General features: G+C 68.6%; 17 protein-coding genes and 2 pseudogenes. 6 read left to right on the forward strand and 13 right to left on the reverse strand.

Annotated elements, in window-relative coordinates; all coding sequences use genetic code 11:
* Positions 1 to 5: 5 nt before the first annotated feature.
* Genes NQU54_RS07925 through NQU54_RS07935 form a run of 3 tightly spaced genes read right to left on the reverse strand, consistent with a single transcriptional unit; the run spans position 6 to position 4,253 of the window.
* Entirely contained in the window at positions 6 to 818 is an 813-nt protein-coding gene (locus NQU54_RS07925) for an SDR family oxidoreductase (protein ID WP_257630485.1), read from the reverse strand.
* A 5-nt stretch (positions 819 to 823) separates the two neighbouring features.
* Positions 824 to 2,473: an AMP-binding protein gene (locus NQU54_RS07930; protein WP_257630431.1), complete on the reverse strand. Its 1,650-nt coding sequence runs from the start codon at positions 2,471 to 2,473 to the stop codon at positions 824 to 826.
* A 7-nt stretch (positions 2,474 to 2,480) separates the two neighbouring features.
* Positions 2,481 to 4,253, reverse strand: coding sequence for an acetolactate synthase catalytic subunit (locus tag NQU54_RS07935; RefSeq protein ID WP_257630432.1), 1,773 nt, complete (start codon positions 4,251 to 4,253; stop codon positions 2,481 to 2,483).
* A gap of 135 nt (positions 4,254 to 4,388) precedes the next feature.
* Here NQU54_RS07935 and NQU54_RS07940 point away from each other — a divergent pair, with 135 nt between their 5' ends.
* Positions 4,389 to 5,156 carry an IclR family transcriptional regulator gene (locus NQU54_RS07940; protein ID WP_257630433.1) on the forward strand — a complete coding sequence of 256 codons (768 nt, stop codon included), beginning with the start codon at positions 4,389 to 4,391 and terminating at the stop codon, positions 5,154 to 5,156.
* 99 nt (positions 5,157 to 5,255) lie between these two features.
* Here NQU54_RS07940 and NQU54_RS07945 read toward each other — a convergent pair whose 3' ends face one another.
* Both NQU54_RS07945 and NQU54_RS07950 read right to left on the reverse strand, forming a co-directional pair.
* On the reverse strand, positions 5,256 to 6,752 hold the full coding sequence (locus tag NQU54_RS07945) for an aldehyde dehydrogenase family protein (RefSeq protein ID WP_257630434.1): 1,497 nt from the start codon (positions 6,750 to 6,752) through the stop codon (positions 5,256 to 5,258).
* A 4-nt stretch (positions 6,753 to 6,756) separates the two neighbouring features.
* Positions 6,757 to 8,040, reverse strand: a complete 1,284-nt coding sequence (locus tag NQU54_RS07950) for a sigma-54-dependent transcriptional regulator family protein (protein ID WP_257630435.1) — start codon at positions 8,038 to 8,040, stop codon at positions 6,757 to 6,759.
* A 512-nt stretch (positions 8,041 to 8,552) separates the two neighbouring features.
* Here NQU54_RS07950 and NQU54_RS07955 point away from each other — a divergent pair.
* The 3 genes from NQU54_RS07955 to NQU54_RS07965 all read left to right on the forward strand — a co-directional run bounded on the left by NQU54_RS07955 (position 8,553) and on the right by NQU54_RS07965 (position 10,851).
* Positions 8,553 to 9,326 carry an alpha/beta fold hydrolase gene (locus NQU54_RS07955; protein WP_257630436.1) on the forward strand — a complete coding sequence of 258 codons (774 nt, stop codon included), beginning with the start codon at positions 8,553 to 8,555 and terminating at the stop codon, positions 9,324 to 9,326.
* Positions 9,327 to 9,394: 68 nt separating this feature from the next.
* Positions 9,395 to 10,360, forward strand: coding sequence for a phosphotriesterase family protein (locus NQU54_RS07960; RefSeq protein WP_257630437.1), 966 nt, complete (start codon positions 9,395 to 9,397; stop codon positions 10,358 to 10,360).
* 59 nt (positions 10,361 to 10,419) lie between these two features.
* Positions 10,420 to 10,851: an ATP-binding protein gene (locus tag NQU54_RS07965; protein WP_257630438.1), complete on the forward strand. Its 432-nt coding sequence runs from the start codon at positions 10,420 to 10,422 to the stop codon at positions 10,849 to 10,851.
* Positions 10,852 to 10,856: 5 nt separating this feature from the next.
* Here the strand turns inward: NQU54_RS07965 and NQU54_RS07970 are convergent.
* Both NQU54_RS07970 and NQU54_RS07975 read right to left on the reverse strand, forming a co-directional pair.
* Positions 10,857 to 11,522 (reverse strand): annotated as a pseudogene (locus NQU54_RS07970) (SDR family oxidoreductase); the annotation flags it as partial.
* Positions 11,523 to 11,538: 16 nt separating this feature from the next.
* Entirely contained in the window at positions 11,539 to 12,717 is a 1,179-nt protein-coding gene (locus NQU54_RS07975; protein ID WP_257630439.1) for a phytanoyl-CoA dioxygenase family protein, read from the reverse strand.
* 110 nt (positions 12,718 to 12,827) lie between these two features.
* On the opposite strand from NQU54_RS07975, the pseudogene NQU54_RS07980 reads away from it, so the two are divergent.
* Positions 12,828 to 13,181, forward strand: a pseudogene (locus tag NQU54_RS07980) (helix-turn-helix domain-containing protein); the annotation flags it as partial.
* A gap of 150 nt (positions 13,182 to 13,331) precedes the next feature.
* On the opposite strand, the gene NQU54_RS07985 reads toward NQU54_RS07980, so the two are convergent.
* The 6 genes from NQU54_RS07985 to NQU54_RS08010 are packed head-to-tail and all read right to left on the reverse strand — an operon-like array spanning position 13,332 to position 19,687.
* Positions 13,332 to 14,048 (reverse strand): sulfite exporter TauE/SafE family protein, encoded by a 717-nt coding sequence (locus tag NQU54_RS07985; RefSeq protein WP_257630440.1) that lies wholly within the window; start codon positions 14,046 to 14,048, stop codon positions 13,332 to 13,334.
* Positions 14,045 to 15,103 (reverse strand): ABC transporter ATP-binding protein, encoded by a 1,059-nt coding sequence (locus tag NQU54_RS07990; protein WP_257630441.1) that lies wholly within the window; start codon positions 15,101 to 15,103, stop codon positions 14,045 to 14,047. The genes NQU54_RS07985 and NQU54_RS07990 overlap by 4 nt, the downstream gene beginning before the upstream one ends.
* On the reverse strand, positions 15,096 to 16,109 hold the full coding sequence (locus NQU54_RS07995; protein WP_257630442.1) for an ABC transporter ATP-binding protein: 1,014 nt from the start codon (positions 16,107 to 16,109) through the stop codon (positions 15,096 to 15,098). Before NQU54_RS07995 ends, NQU54_RS07990 begins: the two co-directional genes overlap by 8 nt.
* Positions 16,106 to 17,080, reverse strand: coding sequence for an ABC transporter permease (locus NQU54_RS08000; protein ID WP_257630443.1), 975 nt, complete (start codon positions 17,078 to 17,080; stop codon positions 16,106 to 16,108). Before NQU54_RS08000 ends, NQU54_RS07995 begins: the two co-directional genes overlap by 4 nt.
* Positions 17,081 to 17,094: 14 nt before the next feature.
* Positions 17,095 to 18,024, reverse strand: a complete 930-nt coding sequence (locus NQU54_RS08005) for an ABC transporter permease (protein WP_257630444.1) — start codon at positions 18,022 to 18,024, stop codon at positions 17,095 to 17,097.
* A gap of 1 nt (position 18,025) precedes the next feature.
* Complete coding sequence (locus tag NQU54_RS08010; protein ID WP_257630445.1) at positions 18,026 to 19,687, reverse strand: ABC transporter substrate-binding protein; 1,662 nt, start codon at positions 19,685 to 19,687, stop codon at positions 18,026 to 18,028.
* Between NQU54_RS08010 and ndhL the strand changes: the two genes are divergently transcribed.
* Complete coding sequence (ndhL, locus tag NQU54_RS50005; RefSeq protein ID WP_351373636.1) at positions 19,606 to 19,821, forward strand: NAD(P)H-quinone oxidoreductase subunit L; 216 nt, start codon at positions 19,606 to 19,608, stop codon at positions 19,819 to 19,821. The genes NQU54_RS08010 and ndhL overlap by 82 nt on opposite strands.
* Positions 19,822 to 19,831: the final 10 nt, after the last annotated feature.

Consider the following 19,831-nt stretch of genomic DNA (forward strand, 5'->3'; position numbering starts at 1 on the left):
CGGGCTCAGGAGGGCGTCACGAAGAGATCGATCTCAGCCGGTGTGCCGGGAACGAGTTCGTACTTCGCGAAGTCGGTGACGCCCTCTGCGCGCAGTACCTCTTCGTCGAGGAAGAAGTTGCCCGTGCATTCGGTGCTTGGGCGCGTGAGGACGGCGTGCGCCGCATCGGCCATGATCTCGGTAGAGCGGCAGCCCGCCCGGCCGAGACCGAAGACGGCGGAGGCGGCTGTGTGGATCATCGTTCTCGGCCACAGTGCGTTGACGGCCACGCCGCCGGTCCGTAGTTCTTCCGCCAATCCCAGCACCGTCATGCTCATCGCGAACTTCGACATGGTGTAAGCGGTTCGGTTCGCGAACCAGTCGGCCCGCAGGTCGATGGGTGGTGCCAAGGTCAGGATGTGCCCGTTGTCGGAACGTTCGAGGTACGGGATGCAGGCCTGCGACGCGGCGAACGTCCCCCGCACATTGATGTCAAACATCAGATCGAACCGTTTGAGCGGCGTGTCCGCGGCCCGCCCGAGGAACACCGCGCTCGCGTTGTTCACGAGCACGTCGATACCACCAAAGTGGCGGACGGCCGACGCCACCGCCTCTGCGACCTGGTCTTCCCGGCGTACATCGAGCGTCAGCGGGAGCGCCCGCCCGCCCGCCTCCTCGATCTCAGTCGCCACCGAGTGGATGGTTCCCGGGAGCTTGGGGTGCGGTTCGGCCGTTTTGGCAGCGATGACGACGTTGGCGCCGTCTGCGGCGGCCCTGAGCGCCATGGCACGTCCGATGCCACGGCTCCCGCCGGTGATGAAGAGCGTTCTGTCCTTCATGGAGGTCACGCTTGGCTCCGATCATTGGTCTCCGGCTTGAGTGGCCGACCGGCACGGCCGAGATACTGGTCGCGAAGCGCGAATTTCTGGATCTTCCCCGACGCGGTCTGGGGAAACTCGGGAACGAACTCCCAGACCTCCGGGATTTTGTAGCTGGCGATGCGGCCTGTGCAGTGGCTGATCAAGTTGTCCTGTGTGAGCGGCGCGCCCGGCCGGGCTCGGACGAACGCGGCCACGATCTCTCCCCATTCGGGGTGGGGCAGCCCTACGACGGCCACGTCAGCGACCGTGTCGTGGGTGAAGAGGAGTTCCTCGATCTCGCGGGGATAGATGTTCTCGCCACCGCGGATAATCATGTCCTTGATCCGTCCCTTGATGCACACGTATCCCGCCGCGTCCATGCTTCCCAGGTCGCCGGTATGGAGCCAGCCGTTTTTGTCGACGGCTCGGTCCGTAGCCTCCGGATCCTCGAAGTAGCCGCTCATCACGCAGATGCTCCGGGTACAGATCTCACCCAGCTCACCGAGGGCTGCCGGCTCGCCGGTGTCCCGGTCGGCGATCTTCACTTCCACGTGTGGCAACGGCCGCCCCACTGTCTCCGCCCACTGTGGATGTGTGTCGCCCGGGACGGTGTGGGTCACATAGGGCGCCGTTTCCGTCTGTCCGTAGCCAATCCCCACGTCGACGCCGAAATCGCACCGTGCCCGTCGGATGAGTTCGAGCGGCACCGGCGCGCCACCCAGTGTTGCGAGCCTCCAGGAGCTGAGATCACGCGCTGCCGTGTGCTGGGCGTCCAGCATGCGGATGAGCATGGTGGGCACGGACAGCAGAAGGGTCCCGTGGTGGTGTTCGAACAGGTCCAGCATGAGGTCGGCGTCGAACTTCGGCGGCAGCACGTGGACGCCACCGGTTTGCAGGGCGCCCAGTGTGACGAGCCCACAGCCGGCCGTGTGGAACAGCGGCATCGGATTGACCCATACGTCCTCCGGGGTCGCTCCGATCGTCTCCGCGTAGAGACGGCCGTTCATGGCAAGGGCTCGGTGGGAAAGCACGGCGCCTTTGGGGAAGCCGGTCGTCCCGGACGTGTATTGGATCTGCGCCGGGTCAGCGGAGCTGACCTGCGGCAGACGGGCAGTTTTGCCCGAGGAGAGGGACATGAAGTCGGCCCACTGGTCCAGGGATTGTATGAATCGGAGCTCGGGTAGTTCCTCGGCCGCACTCCGCGCCATGGCCAGCAAGTCGCGTGAATGGAGACGCGGTTGGACGAAAATGCCCTGTGCCCGCGACTGCCTTAGGACGAATTCGAGTTCAGCGGAGCGATAGGCGGGGTTGACGGTCACCAGAGTGATTCCCGCCAGCGCCGCTCCCATCTCCAGGAGAACCCACTCGGGCCTGTTCGCGGACCACACGGCCACCCGTTCACCCGGGCGGAACCGGGTCAGCAGAGCGCGCGCCACCGCCTCCGAGTCGCGAAGAAGCTGAGCGTAGGTCCAGGTACACGCGCCGCTGCTGACAATGCCTTCCACGAGTGCGGTCCGAGAGGGCCAGCGGACAGCTGCCTTCCGGAGTGCGTCACCGATCGTGTGGTGGGCATCGGGGGGTTCGGGAATCGCGGGCCAGTACGACACCATTGTTTCGTGGTCTGTCGGCGACACGTCTCCGTCATCCCTTCGGGCGATCGGGCGAGGTGGGCGTGGGCCGGCCGGTCCGGGGCCGCCGCCTGATGCGGTCCGCGTGCCTGTCGAAGGCCCGCACCGGAGGAAACGAGTCCGGGTCGATCACCACGTCCAGCACGGTCACCGTGGTGGACGCCAGGGCATCCTTCAGTTGTGGCTCCAGTTGGTCCGGGTCGGTGATCCGGATGCCGGCGGCCCCGACGGCCCGTGCCATGGCGGCATGATCGACGGGCTGGAAGTCGATACCGGTGGTCGTCTGCCCGAAGGCGGCCATCTCCGCGTGCCCCTGTGCGGCGAGCACCTGGTTGTTGAGGACGATCAAGGTCAGGGCGAGGTCCTCACGCACGGCTGTCTCCAGCTCGGACCAGACGTGGGCGAATCCACCGTCGCCGACGACCGCGACCACACGGGCATCGGGAGTCGCCAGCTTCGCCCCGAGTCCCAGGGGGAGACCCCATCCGAGTCCTGCCAGGCCGCGAGGCAGGACGAACCGCTGACCGGCCCGCTTGGCCGTCAGGTGGCTCGCCACCCAGAACGAGGAGTAGCTCGCGTCCGCGACGACGATGTCGTCGGGGACGAGCAGCTCGTCCAGCTCACGCAGGAGCCTCTCCGGAGCGATGGGCCGGGCGTCGAAGGGCACCGCGGCCTCGATCTCATCGGCGCGGCGTCGACGGCCGGTGGCGATGCGATGGCGGAGACTTTCCGCGGCTCGCTGTCGCCGCGTGAGGTCGCATCCCGCCAAAGCGTCCGCGAGGTCGCTGAGGGCCGATCGCGCGTCGCCCACGAGCCGCAGCGCCTCGTAGGTGCGGCCGACCTCCACCGGGTCCATGTCGATGTGGATGTACGTGGCGTCGGGCGAGGTGAGGGTCCACCCCTCCGTTCCGTTCTCATTGGTCCGCGTTCCCACCAGCAGGACGACGTCGGACTGCTGGATGAGCGGCAGATGGTGGTGTGCCGGGCCCCCCTGTCCCGTCACGTTCGCCGCGACACCCAGCGACAGGGTGTCCAGCTCGCTCACCGCTCCTTTTCCCATGTTCGTCGTCACGACGGGGAGGTGCGCCAGGCGTTGCAGGGCGGTCAGTTCCTCCACCGCGTCCGACAGGTGCACGCCGCCACCTGCGACCACCAGGGGTGAGCGGGCCTCGGCGACAAGACGAGCCGCCTCCGCGACCGCGGTGGCCTCGGGCCGGGGCCGGTCGAGCGGAAACGCGCCCAGGTCACGCCTGCGGCCGAAGCGCGGGGGCACGGCCGGCGCCTGCAGGATGTCCTTCGGGAGCAGCAGCACGACAGGGCCGGGACGGCCACTGTTGGCGACCGTCAACGCCATGTCGACGTTGTCCTCGACCCGTGAGGGGTCGTCGATTCGGCGTGTCCACTTCGAGACCCCGGCGAAGAGCGCGAAATGGTCCAGTTCCTGGAAGGCGTTACGGTCCCGGTCGGATGCGGGTACCTCCTGCACCAGGACGAGCATTGGGACCGAAGCCTTCAGGGCTTCCGCCATGGGCGGCACCATCAGGGTGGCCGCCGGGCCGTTCTGAGCGGCGACGACCGCGACGCGACGGCCGACCCGTGCGAAGCCGTCGGCCATCGCACCCGCGGCGTTCTCGGTGCGGTACAGGATCTGACGGATGCCTATGCGCTCTGCTGCCAGCATCAAGGCAGTCGGGTTGCTCTGACCAAAGATCGATGTCACCCCGTGCCGGGCAAGGGCGCCGGCGAGTGCGTCAGCGACGGTGTCACTCATGAGCTTCCTCCTCATCGCAGGTTTCAGAGTATGAAATATAAGTCAATAATTGAAGTGATGCGGGTGCGCGGTACGCCGGGGCTTCCCGGCCAGGGGCGCAGCCTGCTCGTCAGGCGCGTGTTCTCCGCGTGCTAGTTTCATAATGTGAACATGCGGTCAAGCAAGCAGCCGCCGCTCCAGACGGTCGAGCGCGCGCTGAACTTTCTCGAGTGCGTCGCAGGACGGGAATCGCCGCCCACGGTTCAGCAGGTCTCGTCGGAGCTGGGCTTGAACATCACGACGTGCTACCACCTGATGCGGACACTGATCGGTCGTGGTTATCTCGAACGACGACCGGATCTGACACTCACCCTCGGCCCGAGCGTCGGGGCACTGTTCAACCAGTACCAGCGCAGCTTCAACGTCAGCGAGAAGGTGTCTGCACTCGTGACGGACCTGGCGCGGAAGTCCGACGAGACAGCCTTCTTCTCCACTCTGGAGACCAATGACCGAGTGATCCTCAAGGTGCTTGTCGAAGCATCGCAGCCCCTGAGGGTCAGTGGTCTGTACGTCGGACTGACGGGCAGGGAGTACATGAGGGCCGCGGGCAAGGCCGTCCTCGCCCACCTGAGCCCCGTTCAGCAACGGGAGATGGTACTCAAGGACCTCGGTGAGTTCACGAAGGCCCAGCAGCGGGACCTGCTCGCGGCTCTGGACCATGAGTTCGAGGTGATTCGCAGCCAGGGCTGGGCAGCGGACGCGCAGGAGTCGAGCCTGGGAATCTCCGCCATCGGCTCTCCCGTGTTCGGCAAGGACGGAAAGGTGTACGGCGCCGTCGGCATTGTCGCCCCGACGACCAGGATGGCCCGCTCGCACTCCGAGCGGGTCCGGGAAGTCATGGACGCCGCCCGTCAGGCAACCGAACTCCTCAGCAGCTGACAGTGAGGGGCACGTACGTGACGGAGCGGAAGTCCGCGCGCCGCCACGCACGCGTGGCATACCGAGAAGCGGTGGCACCGCCTCGTCGTTCGTGGCGCGTCAGAGCCCGACGATCACCGATTTGGTCTCGAGGTAGTGATCAAGCACCTCATCGCCCTTCTCCCTGCCCCAACCACTCTGCTTGTAGCCGCCGAAGGGCGTCTCCGCCGCGAAGACGTGGTAGGTGTTGATGTGTACCGTGCCGGCCTTGAGACGTTTCGCGAGGCGGTGGGCCTTGGAGATGTCGGTCGTCCAGATGCCGGCGGCGAGGCCGTAGACGGTGTCGTTCGCCTGCGCAGCGAGATCGTCGATGTCGTCGAAGGGCAGAGCCGTCACAACGGGGCCGAATATCTCCTCACGAACCAGTCGGTGGTCCGGGTGCGGGCGTGCGATCACGCTCGGCTGTACGAAGAAGCCGGGCCCCTCCATGAGTTCCCCGCCGGCGAGTACCTCACCGCCGCACTCGTGACGCAGCTCCAGATACCTGCCGACACGATCCTGATGCTCCTTGGACACCAGCGGGCCCATCTGTGATTCGGGGTCCATCCCGTACCCCACCTTGATGCCGGAGGCGTAGGAGGCCAGGGCCTCGACCACCCGGTCGAACTGTGACTCCTGCACGAACAGCCGGGATCCGGCCGAGCAGACCTCCCCCTGGTTGTAGAACGCGCCCAGGGCAGCGCCCTCGATGGCGGCCTCGATGTCGGCATCGGCGAAGACGATGTTCGGCGACTTTCCCCCGAGCTCCAGCGAGACCCTCTTCAAATCGCCGGCTGACGCGCGGACGATCTCCCTGCCGACCTCGGTCGACCCTGTGAAAGCGATCTTGTCGATGCCGTGGTGTCGGGCCAGGTGGGCGCCGGCTGTCGCACCGAAGCCGGGCACGATGTTGACGACCCCGGCGGGAAGCCCCGCTTCGATGAGCAGTTCGCCCAGGCGAAGCGCGGACAGAGGCGTCTGCTCGGCCGGCTTCAGCACCACGGTATTGCCTGCCGCCAGGGCCGGTGCGAGCTTCCACGCCGCCATGAGAAGGGGCACATTCCAAGGAATGATCTGTCCGACGACGCCGACCGGCTCACGCACGGTGTACGCGTGGAATTCCTTGCCCGGCAGGTAAGGGACGGACGGGGCGATCGTGGCGCCTCGCAACCGTGTCGCCGCGCCGGCCATGTAGTGGAACATGTCGACGGCCAGGGGCACCTCGACCTGGAGCGCCGCGCTGAAGGGCTTGCCGTTGTCGAGGCTTTCCAGCTCGGCGAACTCCTCCGTGTGCTCCGCCAGCAGATCACCTATTCGATGGATCATGCGGCCACGCTCGCTGGGCGACAGACGGGACCAAGGACCGTCGAGTGCGCGGCGTGCGGCCGCGACGGCGCGGTCCACATCCTCCGCGGATGCTTCGGCGACCTCGACGAGGGGCTTGGCCGTGCCCGGGTCCACTGTAGTGAAAGTGCGTCCGTCCGCGGCGCCGACGAACTCTCCGTCGATGAGCAGCTTGACCGGCTGGGACAGGAAGCGCGTCCGCCGATCGGCTGCCAGTGTTACTGACATCCTCATCTCCTTACCGCGACAGCACGATTGCGTCTTGGGCGCCGACCGTACGGCCGAGATGTTGGCGAAATGTTGGTGCCGGGGAGACCGAGGCGGCCAGGCGTCCTGCCAGCAGGGTGAAGAGCGGATCCTCCCGGGGAGTGCGCTCCATCACGGTGCGAAGGACCTCCTCGTCCCAAGGGAAGATGCCGGCATACCGAAGGGCGTCGGCAGCGCACCCTGTCAGGAGCAGGCGATTACGAAATGCGACGCATACATGGGTGCACATCTCCCGGAGGTACGGCGAGGCCGAGCCCGGCAGCGGCTCTCCACGAAGCAGATCGAGGGCCTGACCGGTTTCACCCGCCGCGAGGTGTCCGAGTGCTCGGGACAGGTCGAGATCCACCTCCGCGTTCAGCCGGTACGGCCGACCGAGCAGCAGGTCACCTCCCAGGAGTGACCGCAGTTTCGACAACTCGGCCCGCAGTGTTGTGAAAGCGACGCGCCGGTCGCCGTACAGGTGACTATGCAACTCTTCGAGGGAGACACCGCCGGGCCTCGTCGCGAGGATGGCGACGATCTCCGTCTGCCGCGGGGAGACGGGAACGGGTGCTCCCCGCAGGACCACGTCCGGAGGGCCCAGCAGGCGTATGACCAGCTTCGGCCGCTCTCCGGAGCCGGAGGCCGTCGGTGCTTCCTGAGCGTCCTCGACCATGAGCGCGACGCTGCGCGCCAGTGCCGCACCCATCGGCACATGGTGGTTCCACGGAGCGGCAATGTTCACGACCCCGCCCGGAGCACCGGTGTCCCGGGCACGTAGGGGCACTGCCCAACAGGTCCAGTCGTGGAGTTCCCGAGCGGCGTGCTGGGTTGCGAACACCTGGGCGGGACAACCGGTACGCAGTGCGAGGCTCACGGCATTCGTACCCATCACATGCTCTGCCCAGATGCTCAGGGGTACCGCGTTCACACGCTCGGCTCGTTTGAGCATCTCCCGGCCCGCCGACGTATGGATCAGTGTTCCTGTCGCATCGGCGATCGCAATGAGGTAGCCGGATTCCACGGACACTGCGCGAATGTGCGGTTCCAGGTGGCGGACCGCCCTGTGCAGCGCCGAGCCGGCGTCACTCGTGGCCGGCCGGTACGCCGCGGCGGTCGTCGTCAGCGGCGCGCCGAACGCTTTGGTGCGGCCCCAGCTGTCGCGGATGTCCCGTGGCAGTGCGGGCGTAGCCCCCTCACCAGCCGACCCGAAGAACGCCGCCCAGTGGGAAGCCCATGTATCGCGCAGGGCACGCAGTTCCGGGGCTGAGGGCACCGCCCGTCCTGTGAAAGATCCCATAGTCGCTCTCCTCGCCCGCGCAATTCAATATATGAAATCAATGGCATATATTGACATGGGGTTAACCGCGACCATACACTCAAAACGGTGTGGTGGATACCACGTCTCGCCATCCAGCGGAATCGGGACCGAGCCGGAGCGACGCACCGGCGACGCGCTGCGGCTTCAAGCGGAGGATCTCGGAGTCCGCGCTCCGGGAAGGTATGGGACCGTGCTGAGCCCAACGAAGACGTCGGTTGCCGCCCGACGCGGTGGCACCTCGGGCGCCTCAGCCGAGGCGGACGACTGCGGAAGCACCCCGCGACAAGCCGAGGTACGGCAGTCGGCTGGTTCGGTACCCGCGCCCCGTGCAAGAGCCTTCCGCAATGTCCCCTTCGTGAGTCCGGCTTGTGACTCTTCGAGTACCCCAGCAGAACGACTCTCCACGCAGAAAGAAGCGCACCATGAACACAGCCCACCAGATCCAGGTGGCAGGGACCACCCTGCACGTGGACGACACCGGCGAGGCGTCACTGGAACCGGTCGTCTGTCTCCATTCACTCTTCCTGGACAACCGGATGTTCGACGGTTTCGCCGAAGCGGCCGCGGGCGCCGTCAGGCTGATCCGCCCCGACTTCCGCGGTCAGGGCCGGAGCGCCGGAACAGAGCGCGATGCCGTCACCATGGAGCAGTGCGCCGGAGACATCACGGCCCTACTTGATCGACTCGGCGTCTCCCGGGCTCACCTGCTCGTCTCCTCCATGGGCGGAGACGTCGCGGTACGGCTGGCCGCGTACCGTCCCGACCTCGTGAAGTCAATAATCTTCCTCGGCTCCTCCGCGAGGCCTGAACCCGCCGACAAGCTCGATGCGTACATGACGTGGATCGAGGACGTCACCCGGAACGGCTTCACGGGCGAGCGGCTCGACTTCCTTGTACAGGTCATGTTCGGGGCGTCGACGCGCGCCTCGAGCGAGATGAGGGAGACAGTCGCCTTCTGGACGGATCGCCTGGCTGAGCTCTCCCCTGCCCTGAGGCCGGCTATGGCCGGTGTCGCGTTGCGGGGAAGCGCCACCAATCTCCTGTCCGACGTGCGGGTCCCGACGCTGGTCATCAGCGGTGAGGAGTGCCCCGCACGGCCGCCGGAGTGGGCCAAGGAACTCGCACATGGCCTGCCCGACTCGGAACTGGTGATGGTGCCGGCCGTCGGACACAGCCCTCTGCTGGAACGGCCTGACTTCGTGATTCCGAAAGTCTTGGACTTTCTGCGAGCACATGGCTGAGCCGGTTCCGCCTTCACCGGGCCGATTGGTCGGCCCCGCTGCGCACCGAGACCGAGAGAAGTGACCTCATGACGAAAGTAATCCCCACCGCCAACGGCCTGATACGGCCCGGCGATCTCGGCAGGACCCTCGTACACGAACACGTCTTTGTGCTCGGCGAGGAGTATCGCAACAACTACCAACTGGACTGGGACGAGGAGGAGAAGGTCCGCGAAGCGGTCCGGGACCTGCGCGAGCTCAAGAGTCTTGGGGTCGACACCATCCTCGACCCGACGGTCCTCGGCCTCGGACGTTACATTCCTCGCATCCAACGGATCGCGGAGCAGATCGACCTCAACATCGTCGTCGCAACCGGGCTCTACACCTTCAACGACATCCCTCACCAGTTTCACTACCAGGGACCCGGCCTCATGTTCGACAGGCCCGAGCCCCTGACTGAACTGTTCGTGAAGGACCTCACCACCGGAATCGCGGATACCGGCGTTCGCGCCGGGTTCCTGAAGTGCGCTATCGACGAGCCGGGACTGACACCGGGAGTCGAGCGCGCGATGCGGGCGGTGGGACAGGCGAGCGTTGAGACGGGAGCCCCGATCACCGTCCACACGAACGCGGTGACCCGATCCGGCCTGGTGGCACAAGCCGTCCTGGAGAAGGAAGGCGTTGACCTGTCGAAGGTGATCGTCGGTCACTCGGGGGACTCCGACGACCTCGACTACCTGACACGGTTGGCGGAGCGGGGCTCTCTGCTCGGCATGGACCGGTTCGGACTCGATCCGTTTCTGCCCTTCGCCCGACGCGTCGATGTCATCGCCGAACTCGTGCGCCGGGGCTTCGTCGAAAGCCTCGTGGTCTCCCACGACGCCTCCTGTTTCATCGACTTCTGCGATCCCACGGCCAAACGGGAAATGCTGCCCAACTGGAACTACCGCCACATCAGTGAAGACGTACTCCCCGCTCTGCGGGAGCGCGGACTGAGCGAACAGGACATCGACACCATTCTCGTCGCCAACCCCCGACGGTACCTGGCCGGCTGAGGCCACCTCGGGCTCGGCAGCCGACGAGGCCCGGAGCACGGAACGGAACCGACCGGATCATGTTCACCACTCACCCCGTCCTCGGAGACAGCACGAACACCGCGCCCGTCGCCTCCTGGCCACTTCGTCCTGAATCTCTCTCCGCGTCCCGGGCGCGGCGGCTTGTGGCCGGGCAACTGAGCGACTGGGGACTGGAGAGTCTCACAGCCACTGTGCGGCTGCTCGTCAGTGAGACGGTCACCAATGCGGTTCGTCATGCCCCCGGCCCCATTCGGCTCAGCCTCTACAGGTACCCGATCGCTCTGCGGTGCGAAGTCGAGGACACCAGCCCTCGTGCGCCACACCACAGCCCAGCGCGGGACGAGGCCGAGAACGGCCGTGGCCTGGAGCTCCTGGACGCGCTCACTGATTCCTGGGGAAGTGACCCCACCAGGGACGGCAAGATCGTCTGGTTCGAACTGGCACTGCGCGGCACCAGCCCGGCGGAGTGACCGAGGCCCGGCCGAGCCGTCGATCGAGCCACCGCGGCCTCCTCGCGCCAGTCGTCGCCGGCGCCGTGGAAGGCGCGCTGGACGGCGTCCTCGCCCTCGGTCCCGGTCCAGCCGATGTTGAGGCCGTTGACGCGGACGCGGTCCCAGCGGTGGGCGTGGGCGGCGTTGCGGGTCAGGCCCGCGAGCCCGGCCTTCGCCGCGGAGTACGGCGTCAGGTGCGGATATCCGCCGTGTGCGCAGTTGGAGATGATGTTGACGATCGTGCCCGGGGCCTTCCTGGCCACCATGTCGGCGACGGCGGCCTGCATGGCGAAGAACGGGGCGCGCAGGTTGATCGCGATATGCGCGTCGAAGAGGTCGGGCGTGGTGTCCAGCAGTGTGCCGCGCGAGGTGAGCCCGGCGGAGTTGACCAGGCAGTCGATCCTGCCGTGGGCCGCCACCACCCGCTCCACGCTGCCCCGTGCCTGCGCGGGATCGGCCAGATCGGCGCGGAGGAAGGCGGCCGTGGCCCCCTGGGCCGTGAGCTCCTCCGCCAGCGGCTCACCGACGCCGGGGCGACGTCCGGTGAAGGCCACCGTGGCCCCTTCGCGGACGGCGGCGCGGACGATACCGGCGCCGACTCCCTGGCTGCCGCCGTTGACCAGGACGATCTTGTCCTCCAGCAGTCCCATGAACGGTCCGCCCCCTTCAGCTCTGGCGGCGCTCGGCGCCGGACCGCAGCTCGGCGCGCAGGGCATCCGGGGTCCGGTCCCCCTCCAGGGCGCGCCGGACGAGGTCGGCCTGGGAGTCCGGGGCCAGGCCGTCCACGGGCGGGTCGAGGTCCAGGTTGGTGGGGAAGGGGTAGCCCTCGGCGCAGGCCGCGACCACGTTGTGCAGCCACTCCTCGGTGGCGCCTTCGGCCTTGCGCCGCCGCAGCACCGGGAAGACGGCGTTGACCACCGCCTCGCGGTCGACGGTCTCCATGGCTCGGCCGAACGCGGAGGAGATCTGCAACAGGTTCGCCATCCGCCGGATGTCCGCGGAGCGATTGTGCCCGGCGGCGTGGAACAGCGCGGGGTTGAAGAAGACCGCGTCGCCCGCCTCCAGTGGCAGCTGGACGTGGTGCTCGGCGAAGTAGGCCATGAACTCCGGGCGGCGCCAGGCCAGATAGCCGGGTTCGTACGTCTGTGAGTACGGCAGATAGAGCGTCGGACCGGATTCGACGGGCATGGCGCAGTGGGCGACCGCGCCCTGCAAGGTCAGGGCGGGGGAGAGCCGGTGGACATGGGCGGGGTAGGCCGCGGCCCGCGCCTCGGAGAGGAAGCCGAGGTGATAGTCGCGGTGCACGCTCTGGGCCGCGCCACCCGGGTTGACCTGGTTGATCTGTGAGGTGATCTGGTAGCCGGGGCCCAGCCAGGCGGTGGCGACCAGGGCGATGAGGTCATTGGCGTAGTAGTCGGCGAAGACCTCCGGTGCGGTGCGGGCCAGCTTCTCCAGCGCGTTCCAGACCCGGTCGTTGGCGCCGGGCTTGGCGAAGTGGTCACCGCGGGCGGTGCCCGCCGCCCGCTCCTCCTCGATCAGCGCCGTGAACGCCTCGGTGGCCCGGCCGAGGACCGACGAGTCCGGAAAGGCACCCTTGAACACCACGATGCCGGGGCCGTCCAGCAGGGCGTGTACCAGCTCCGCCTGCGCCTCCCGGCGGCCGGGCCCGGTGGCGGCCCGGGCCCGCAGGCGCTCGCCGTCGTAGACGGGCACGTTCTGCTCCACGGCGTCGGCGCCGGGGTGGTCGCCGGGGTCGGTGGTCCGCTCGACCAGGGCGCGGAAGGTGTCGAGGGCGCAGTCGGCCGCACTGAGCCAGGTCTGGGACCTCGGGGCGACAACGGACATGATGTTTTTCGATCCTTCCCGTGGGCTGCGGCTTTCTGTCAGTGTTGTGATCGGCCGAGCATCGGGCAATCCTCAGCAACCCATCAAAAACCCCTCAGGGAGGCGTACCGATGGCCCATCCGTATCCGATCCGGGAGATCGCCCGGCAGGCGGGCCTGAGCGAGGCCACCGTCGACCGGGTGCTGAACGACCGCGGTGGTGTGCGCGAGAGCACCATCCGCGAGGTCCGCCAGGCGATCAAGGACCTGGACCGGCAGCGGACCCAGGTCCGCATCGGCGGCCGCACCTTCATGATCGACATCGTGATGCGGGCGCCGGAGCGCTTCTCCTCGGCGGTCCGCGCCGCCCTGGAGGCGGAGCTGCCCTCGCTGCGCCCGGCGGTGATGCGGTCGCGCTTCCACTTCCGCGAGACCGGTCCGGTGGAGGAGCTGATCGCCACGCTGGACCGCGTCGCGGCCCGCGGCCAAGGCCGGGCGGCCGCCCTCCTCCAAGGTCACCGGACAGCGCCGCGCCGGGTCGGTGGAAGCGGAGGGCTGAGAGCCGATACGCCGGGGGTCCGGTGCCCTCTGCGCTCCCTCGATCAGTGGCCCACCGCGAGACTCAACAGAACCGGCTCAGACGAATTGCTGGATCACCAGCACGGTCGCGCTCGCCACCGCGAGCACCATGGCGATGCCCCTGGTGCGCCGCATGTCCAGTCTGCTCGACAGCGGGCGGGCCAGCAGCACCCCGAGCGCCGCGGCCGGGGCCAGCAGGACGGTGTGGCACAGGCTGTATGTGTGCACCGCCCCCGTCGCCGCCAGGGTGGCCAGACTCATCACCGAACCGGCCAGGAAGAACGCGCTCATCGTGGCACGCAGCCGCGGTCCGCTCAGGCGCTGCCAGACCATCGCCATCGGCGGCCCCCCGATGGAGGTCGCCGTGCCCATCAGCCCCGACACCAGTCCGGCCAGCAGCACCGACCGCCGTCTCGGCGCCGGTACGAAACCGCGCAGGCTCACCGCCACACCCGCGAGGACGACCGCCGCCACCAGGAGGGCGAGGTGCCGGGCGGGCAGCACGGCGACCAGCGCCGCGCCGCCCACCGCGCCCGGCAGCCGGCCGGCCAGCGCCCACCCCGCGCCCCGCAGGTCCAGATGTCCGCCCTCCAGGACCAGCACCGCGGCCGTGACCCCGGTGGCGAGCAGCAGCACCACCACCGGGGTGAGCGACGGATCGAATATCGCGATCACCGGGGCGGCCAGCAGGCCGAGCCCGAAGCCGATGGAGACCTGGAGCAGCGCCCCGACCGCCACCGTGACGAAGAGCAGGGTGAACTCCGGCGGGCTCATGCTTCCATCGGCCCGGTGCCCAGCGGGAAGTGGCACAGACCCTCATGCGGCTCCTGCCCGGTGTCCGCCGTGCCGTCGCGGACGACGACCGGGGGAGCGACTTCGGCGCACCGGGCCTCGCTCTTCCAGCAGCGGGTGCGGAACCGGCAGCCCGACGGGATGTCGTACGGGGACGGGATCTCCCCGCGCAGCTGGATCTCCTCGTCCCGCTCCCGCCCGGAGACGTCGAGTGTGGGCGCGGCGGACATCAGGGCGGCGGTGTAGGGATGCAGGGGGCGGTCGAAGACGTCCTCGGTGGGGCCGTGTTCGATGACCTTGCCCAGGTACATCACCGTCACCCGGTCGGAGACATGCCTGACCACGGACAGGTCATGGGAGATGAAGACATAGGAGACACCGAGCCGTTCCCGCAGCTCGGAGAGGACATTGAGCACTTGGGCCTGCACCGACAGGTCCAGCGCCGACACCGGCTCGTCGCACACGATGAGGTCGGGGTCGAGCGCCAGCGCGCGGGCGATGCCGATGCGCTGCCGCTGCCCGCCGGAGAACTCGTTCGGGTAGCGGTGGGCGTCGCTCTCCCGCAGCCCGACGAGGGACAGCAGCTCACGGACCCGCCGCTCCCGCGCCGGTGCCGTGGGCACGATGTCGCGGTGGGTGCGCCACGGCTCGCCGATGAGGTCGGCCGCGGACATCCGGGCGTTGAGCGAGGCGAAGGGGTCCTGGAACACCATCTGCACCCGGCGCCGCCAGGCCGGCAGCTCCTTGCCCTTGAGGGTGAACGGATCGGTGCCGTCGAAGCGCACGGTGCCCGAGTCCGGCCGCTCAAGACCGAGCACCACTCTGGCCAGGGTGGATTTGCCACATCCGGACTCGCCCACCAGCCCGAGCGTCTCCCCGCGCTCGACCCGTACATCGACTCCGTCCAGCGCGGTCAGGCGCCGGCGGCCATGACCGAACGACTTGGTCACACCGCGCACTTCGAGCAGTGGCGGGGGAGTGGCCGAGCCGTCGGCCCGCGGGTCGGCGGCGGTCGCGGTGAGGGGCGTCTCAGACACGGTCGAGCTCCTCGGAGAAGTGGCAGGCGGCCGAGCGTGCGGCCCCGACGGACAGCAGAGGAGGACGTTCCCCGGCGCAGCGCTGCCCGGCCAGCGGACATCTGGCCTGGAAGACACAGCCGGACGGGACCGCGCTCAGCTCGGGCGGGCTCCCCGGTACGGCGGGCAACGGGCGGCCTCTGACGGCGTGTTCGGGGACCGAGTCGAGCAACCCCTTGGTGTACGGGTGACGGGGGCGAGAGAAGACCTCCGCCACAGGGCCGGTCTCCACCACATTGCCCGCGTACATGACCACGACATCGTCCGCGCGCTGGGCGACCACCGCCAGATCGTGGGTGATCAGCACGAGCGCCATGTCCCGTTCGGTCTGGAGGTCCCGCAGCAGCCGCATGATCTGCGCCTGCACGGTGACGTCGAGCGCGGTCGTGGGCTCGTCGGCGATCAGCACATCGGGGTCCAGCGCGACGGCCATCGCGATCAGCAGCCGCTGGCGCATACCGCCGGAGAACTGATGCGGATACGCACGGGCCCGCAGCCGCGGCTCGGGGATGCCGACGCGGGTCATCAGCTCGACCGCCTTCTCCCGGGCATCGCGCCGCGACAGCCCGCGGTGGATGCGGAACGGCTCGGCGAGTTGTCTGCCGACCGGCTGTACCGGGTTGAGCGCGGTCAGCGCGTCCTGGAACACGATCGACAGCACGGGGCCCGCGAGCTTTCTGCGGCCCGCTCGGCCCAGCCGCAGCACATCGGTACCGGCCACCTTCACGGAGCCGCCGGTCACCTCGGCCGTCGGATCCAGCAGCCCGGCGATGGACAGCGCGGTCATCGACTTCCCGCAGCCGGACTCGCCCAGCAGCGCCAGGGTGCGCCCCTTGCGCACGCTGAAGCCGACGCCGTCCACGGCGCGTACGGTGCCCGAGGGGGTGCGCAGATCGACACAGAGCCCCTCGACCTCGAGTGCGGGACCGCCGGTCTTGGCGGGCGAGGGCAGGGTGGAGGACTTCACGCGATCATCTCCGAGGGGACGGCGGCCCGGTCGCCGCGCCGCTTCCTGGGCAGCGTCAGACGCCAGCGCTGGGCGGGGTCGGTGGCCAGGCGGACCCAGGCGGCGAGCACCGTGGCCGACACCGTGGTGAGCACGATCGCGACACCCGGCAGCACGGCGATCCACCAGGCCGTCTGAAGGTACTGGCGCCCTTGGGCCACCATCAGCCCCCAGCTCACATCGGGGGGCTGGATGCCGATGCCGAGGAAGCTCAGGCTGGACTCGGTCAGCATGACGAAACAGAAGTCGAGCGTGGCCACGGTCAGCAGCGTCGGCAGCGCGATCGGCAGAATGTGCCTGATGATGATGTTCCGGCTCGGGGTGCCGAAGGTCCGGGCCGCGTCGACGAACAGACGGCTCCTCAGCTCGGCCGACTCCGCGCGGGCGGTGCGCAGATAGACCGGGACGCGTGCGATGGCGAGGATCAGCACGATGTTCATCGCGCTGGGCGCGAAGACATACAGCACCACCACCGCGATCAGCAGGGACGGGAAGCTGAGGATGACATCGGCGACACGCATCGCCACGTTCTCGCGCAGGCCCCCGTGGTATCCGGCCCACAGCCCCAGCGCCGAGCCGATCAGCAGCGAGCACAGCACCGCGGGCACCGCGACGGACAGCGTCGTCCCGGCGGCGTCCACCAGCCGGGCCAGCACGCTGCGCCCCAGCACATCGGTGCCGAGCAGCCCGTAGAAGCCGTGGTCGAGGGAGGGCGGGCGCAACGAGGCGCGGAGGTCCTGCCGTACGGCCCGGTCCCCGATGAACAGCCGGCCGAACAGCGCCACGAGGAACACCACGGCGAGGATGACGGCCGCCACGGCCGCGGCCCGGTCCCGGCCGAGCAGCAGCCACCAGCGGGGCGGACGGGTGCGCGGCGGGGCGGCGGCCGCGCCGGACGAGCGGTCCGCGGAGTCGGCGGCGGGGTCGGTCATGGTGGCTCCTTCGCTCACGCCGGCACCGCCTGGCGCACTCGGGGGTCGATCAGGGCGTGGCAGACATCGACGAGGATGTTCAGCGCGAAGATGGTCACCGCCGTGAGCAGGACGGCGGCCTGCAACACCGCGAAGTCGCGCTGCAAAATCGAGTCGATCATGAGCTTGCCGATCCCGGGCCAGCCGAAGATCGTCTCCACGACCACCGCGCCGTTGACCAGACCGACGGTGAGATCCCCGGCCACGGTCAGCACGGGCGTGATGGAGTTGCGCAGGGCGTGCCCGAACACCACGCGCTTGGGGTCGGCGCCCTTGCTGCGCGCGACCTTGACGTAAGGCGCGGACAGCGCGCCGACCATGCTGCCGCGCACCACCTGCACCAGCACGCCGAACGGGCGGATCAGCAGGGTGGCGATGGGCAGCACCCAGATCTCCGGGCCGCCCAGGGTGCCGGAGGTCGGCAGCCAGTCCAGACCCACGCCGAAGACCAGCACACCCACGATGGCGAACCAGAAGTCGGGGATGCTGGCCGCGGTCATCGACAGCAGCCCCGCGATCCGGTCGATGACCGAGTTGGGCCGGTAGGCGGCCAGGCTGCCGACCAGCAGGGCGCCGAGGATCGCCAGGAGCATGGTCATCCCGGCGAGTTGGAGCGTGACGGGGAACGCCTTGAGCACCATCGACCCGGCCGACTCCCCGGTGCGCAGCGATGTGCCGAAGTCGAGTTGGGCGGCGTTGGTGAGGTAGTCCCACAGCTGCGCCGGAATGGAGTCGTCGAAGCCGTGGGCGGCGGAGAATTCCGCGCGCTGCTGGGCAGTGGCGCTCAGCGGCAGGTAGAGGTCGACGGGGTTGCCGGTCAGCCGGGCCAGGCAGAACACGCCCAGCACCACGAACACCAGCGGGATCGCACTGGAGACGATGCGCTTGCGCAGGAAGGACGTCATATCAGTGCCCCCGTGCCGTCGCGGGGCTGACCTCGGCCAGCCGCATCTCGTCCCCGGTGGCCGAGTCCGGCCGGTAGCGCACCTTCGGCGACAGCCCGAGCAGCCCGCGCATATGGGCCAGGTAGGCGTACTGCACAACCGTCTTGTTCTGGTAGGAGAGCACTTCGGCGAACGCCTTCTGCCGGGCCTTGCCGGACAGCGCGTCCGCCGCGGCGATGCGCCGGTCGAGCTCCTTGGTGCCGAACGTGGACTGGGGGCCGTCGCTTTGCAGGTACTGACTCGTGGTGAAGGCCGCGTCCCCGGCCTGGTTGCCGTGCATGATCAGCAGCGCGATCGGCCCGACGCCACGGGGCAGCGGGCGCAGCTGGTACTGGAGATGGGTGGCGGTGTCCGCCATGCGTATCCGCACGTTCAGCCCCACCTTCGCCATCTCGTACTGAAGCGCCTCGGCCACTTCCGCGATCCCGGCGAACATGCCGTTGCGCGCCACGAGGGTGATCCGCCGGTGTACCGGGACGCCGTCGGCGGCCGCCTGTTTCACCAGCGCGCGGGCGGCGGCCACTTTGTACGGGGCGGGGGCGAGGTCGTCGTTGTGGCCCACCACACCGGGCGGGACGAGTTGTGCGGCGGGCTTGGCCAGTCCGCCGAGAAGAGCCTCGATGATGCCCTCGCGGTCGACGGCCAGGCCGATCGCCTTGCGCACCCGGATGTCGTTGAGCGGCGCCTCGCGGCCGTCCAGCCGCAGGGCGGTGGTCTCGTTGTTGGGGTAGGCCACGGTGTTGCCCTGGTCGGCGCTGGTGTGGTCCAGCGCCGTCGCGATATCGGCCTCGCCCTTGTCGATCATCGCGGCCCGGACGCTGGCGTCGCTGCGCCAGACGTATCTGGCCCGGGGGTAGGCGGGCGCCTTCCCCCAGTAGTCGTCGTTGCGGGCGAGGGAGATGGAGACACCGGTCTGCCATGCCTTGACGGCGTAGGGGCCGGTCCCGACCGGGATGCGCACCTTGGCCTCGGTGCTGGTGGTGTGCGGCACGATCTCGACGAAGCTGAGCCGCAGCGGGAGGATGGGGTCGGTCTTCTCGGTGGTGACGGTCAGCCGGGTGGGGCTGACAGCGCGCACATCGAGCTTCTCGTCGCCGAAGACATAGCCCTCCACGTTGCAGGCGAGATCGGAGTTGACGGCGCGGTCGATGGAGAAGGCGGCGTCCTTCGCCGTGAACGGCCGCCCGTTCTGGAAGTTCACACCGGAGCGGATGTCGAAGGTCCATGTCCTGGGCTTCGTCTGCCGCCAGCCGGTGGCCAGCAGCGGCTGGAGCCTGCCCGAGGTGGGGTCCCGTTCGACCAGCGGTTCGGTGATGTTGGAGCGGACCACGACACCGGTCGCGGTCAGCGATGACTCGCAGGGCTCCAGCGTCGGGGGTTCCTGGGTGAGGACCACACGCAGGGTGCGGCCGTCCGCACTGCCGGCATCACCCGCCGTGTCACTGTTCGCCACGGCGCACGCGCTGGTCAGCAGCATCGTGACCGAGGCCAGAAGGGCGAGAACGGTACGGGCCCGACCCCGTTCGGGGCGCGGGCCGGAGGGTGTGGAGGGTACGGAGGACTTCATCGTCGGCGTATCTCCGAGGGTGCTGGCGGGTTGCCGCCCGAGAACGACGGTCGACATATGGTGTTGTCTACACTTGCGTACCCGGTCTGCATTTGTGGACGCCGAAGCTAAACCTGAGGTGCCGGGGCGTCAAGAGATCTGACAACAGACGCAGATGGGGAGCGCCGCGGCCGGAACAGGCCGAGCATTGACAGCCTCAAG

The sequence above is a fragment of the Streptomyces malaysiensis subsp. samsunensis genome, from assembly GCF_024519315.1.
In the GTDB taxonomy this organism is placed as follows: domain Bacteria; phylum Actinomycetota; class Actinomycetes; order Streptomycetales; family Streptomycetaceae; genus Streptomyces; species Streptomyces malaysiensis.

Excerpts from the sequence above, each read along its gene's own strand:
- NQU54_RS08005 (WP_257630444.1), bottom strand. The coding sequence starts at position 18,024 with ATGACGTCCTTCCTGCGCAAGCGCATCGTCTCCAGTGCGATCCCGCTG.
- NQU54_RS07925 (WP_257630485.1), bottom strand. The coding sequence starts at position 818 with ATGAAGGACAGAACGCTCTTCATCACCGGCGGGAGCCGTGGCATCGGA.
- NQU54_RS07975 (WP_257630439.1), bottom strand. The coding sequence starts at position 12,717 with ATGTCCGTTGTCGCCCCGAGGTCCCAGACCTGGCTCAGTGCGGCCGAC.
- NQU54_RS08000 (WP_257630443.1), bottom strand. The coding sequence starts at position 17,080 with ATGACCGACCCCGCCGCCGACTCCGCGGACCGCTCGTCCGGCGCGGCC.
- NQU54_RS07965 (WP_257630438.1), top strand. The coding sequence starts at position 10,420 with ATGTTCACCACTCACCCCGTCCTCGGAGACAGCACGAACACCGCGCCC.
- NQU54_RS07945 (WP_257630434.1), bottom strand. The coding sequence starts at position 6,752 with ATGAGGATGTCAGTAACACTGGCAGCCGATCGGCGGACGCGCTTCCTG.
- NQU54_RS07985 (WP_257630440.1), bottom strand. The coding sequence starts at position 14,048 with ATGAGCCCGCCGGAGTTCACCCTGCTCTTCGTCACGGTGGCGGTCGGG.
- NQU54_RS07940 (WP_257630433.1), top strand. The coding sequence starts at position 4,389 with ATGCGGTCAAGCAAGCAGCCGCCGCTCCAGACGGTCGAGCGCGCGCTG.
- NQU54_RS07960 (WP_257630437.1), top strand. The coding sequence starts at position 9,395 with ATGACGAAAGTAATCCCCACCGCCAACGGCCTGATACGGCCCGGCGAT.
- NQU54_RS07935 (WP_257630432.1), bottom strand. The coding sequence starts at position 4,253 with ATGAGGAGGAAGCTCATGAGTGACACCGTCGCTGACGCACTCGCCGGC.
- NQU54_RS08010 (WP_257630445.1), bottom strand. The coding sequence starts at position 19,687 with ATGTCGACCGTCGTTCTCGGGCGGCAACCCGCCAGCACCCTCGGAGAT.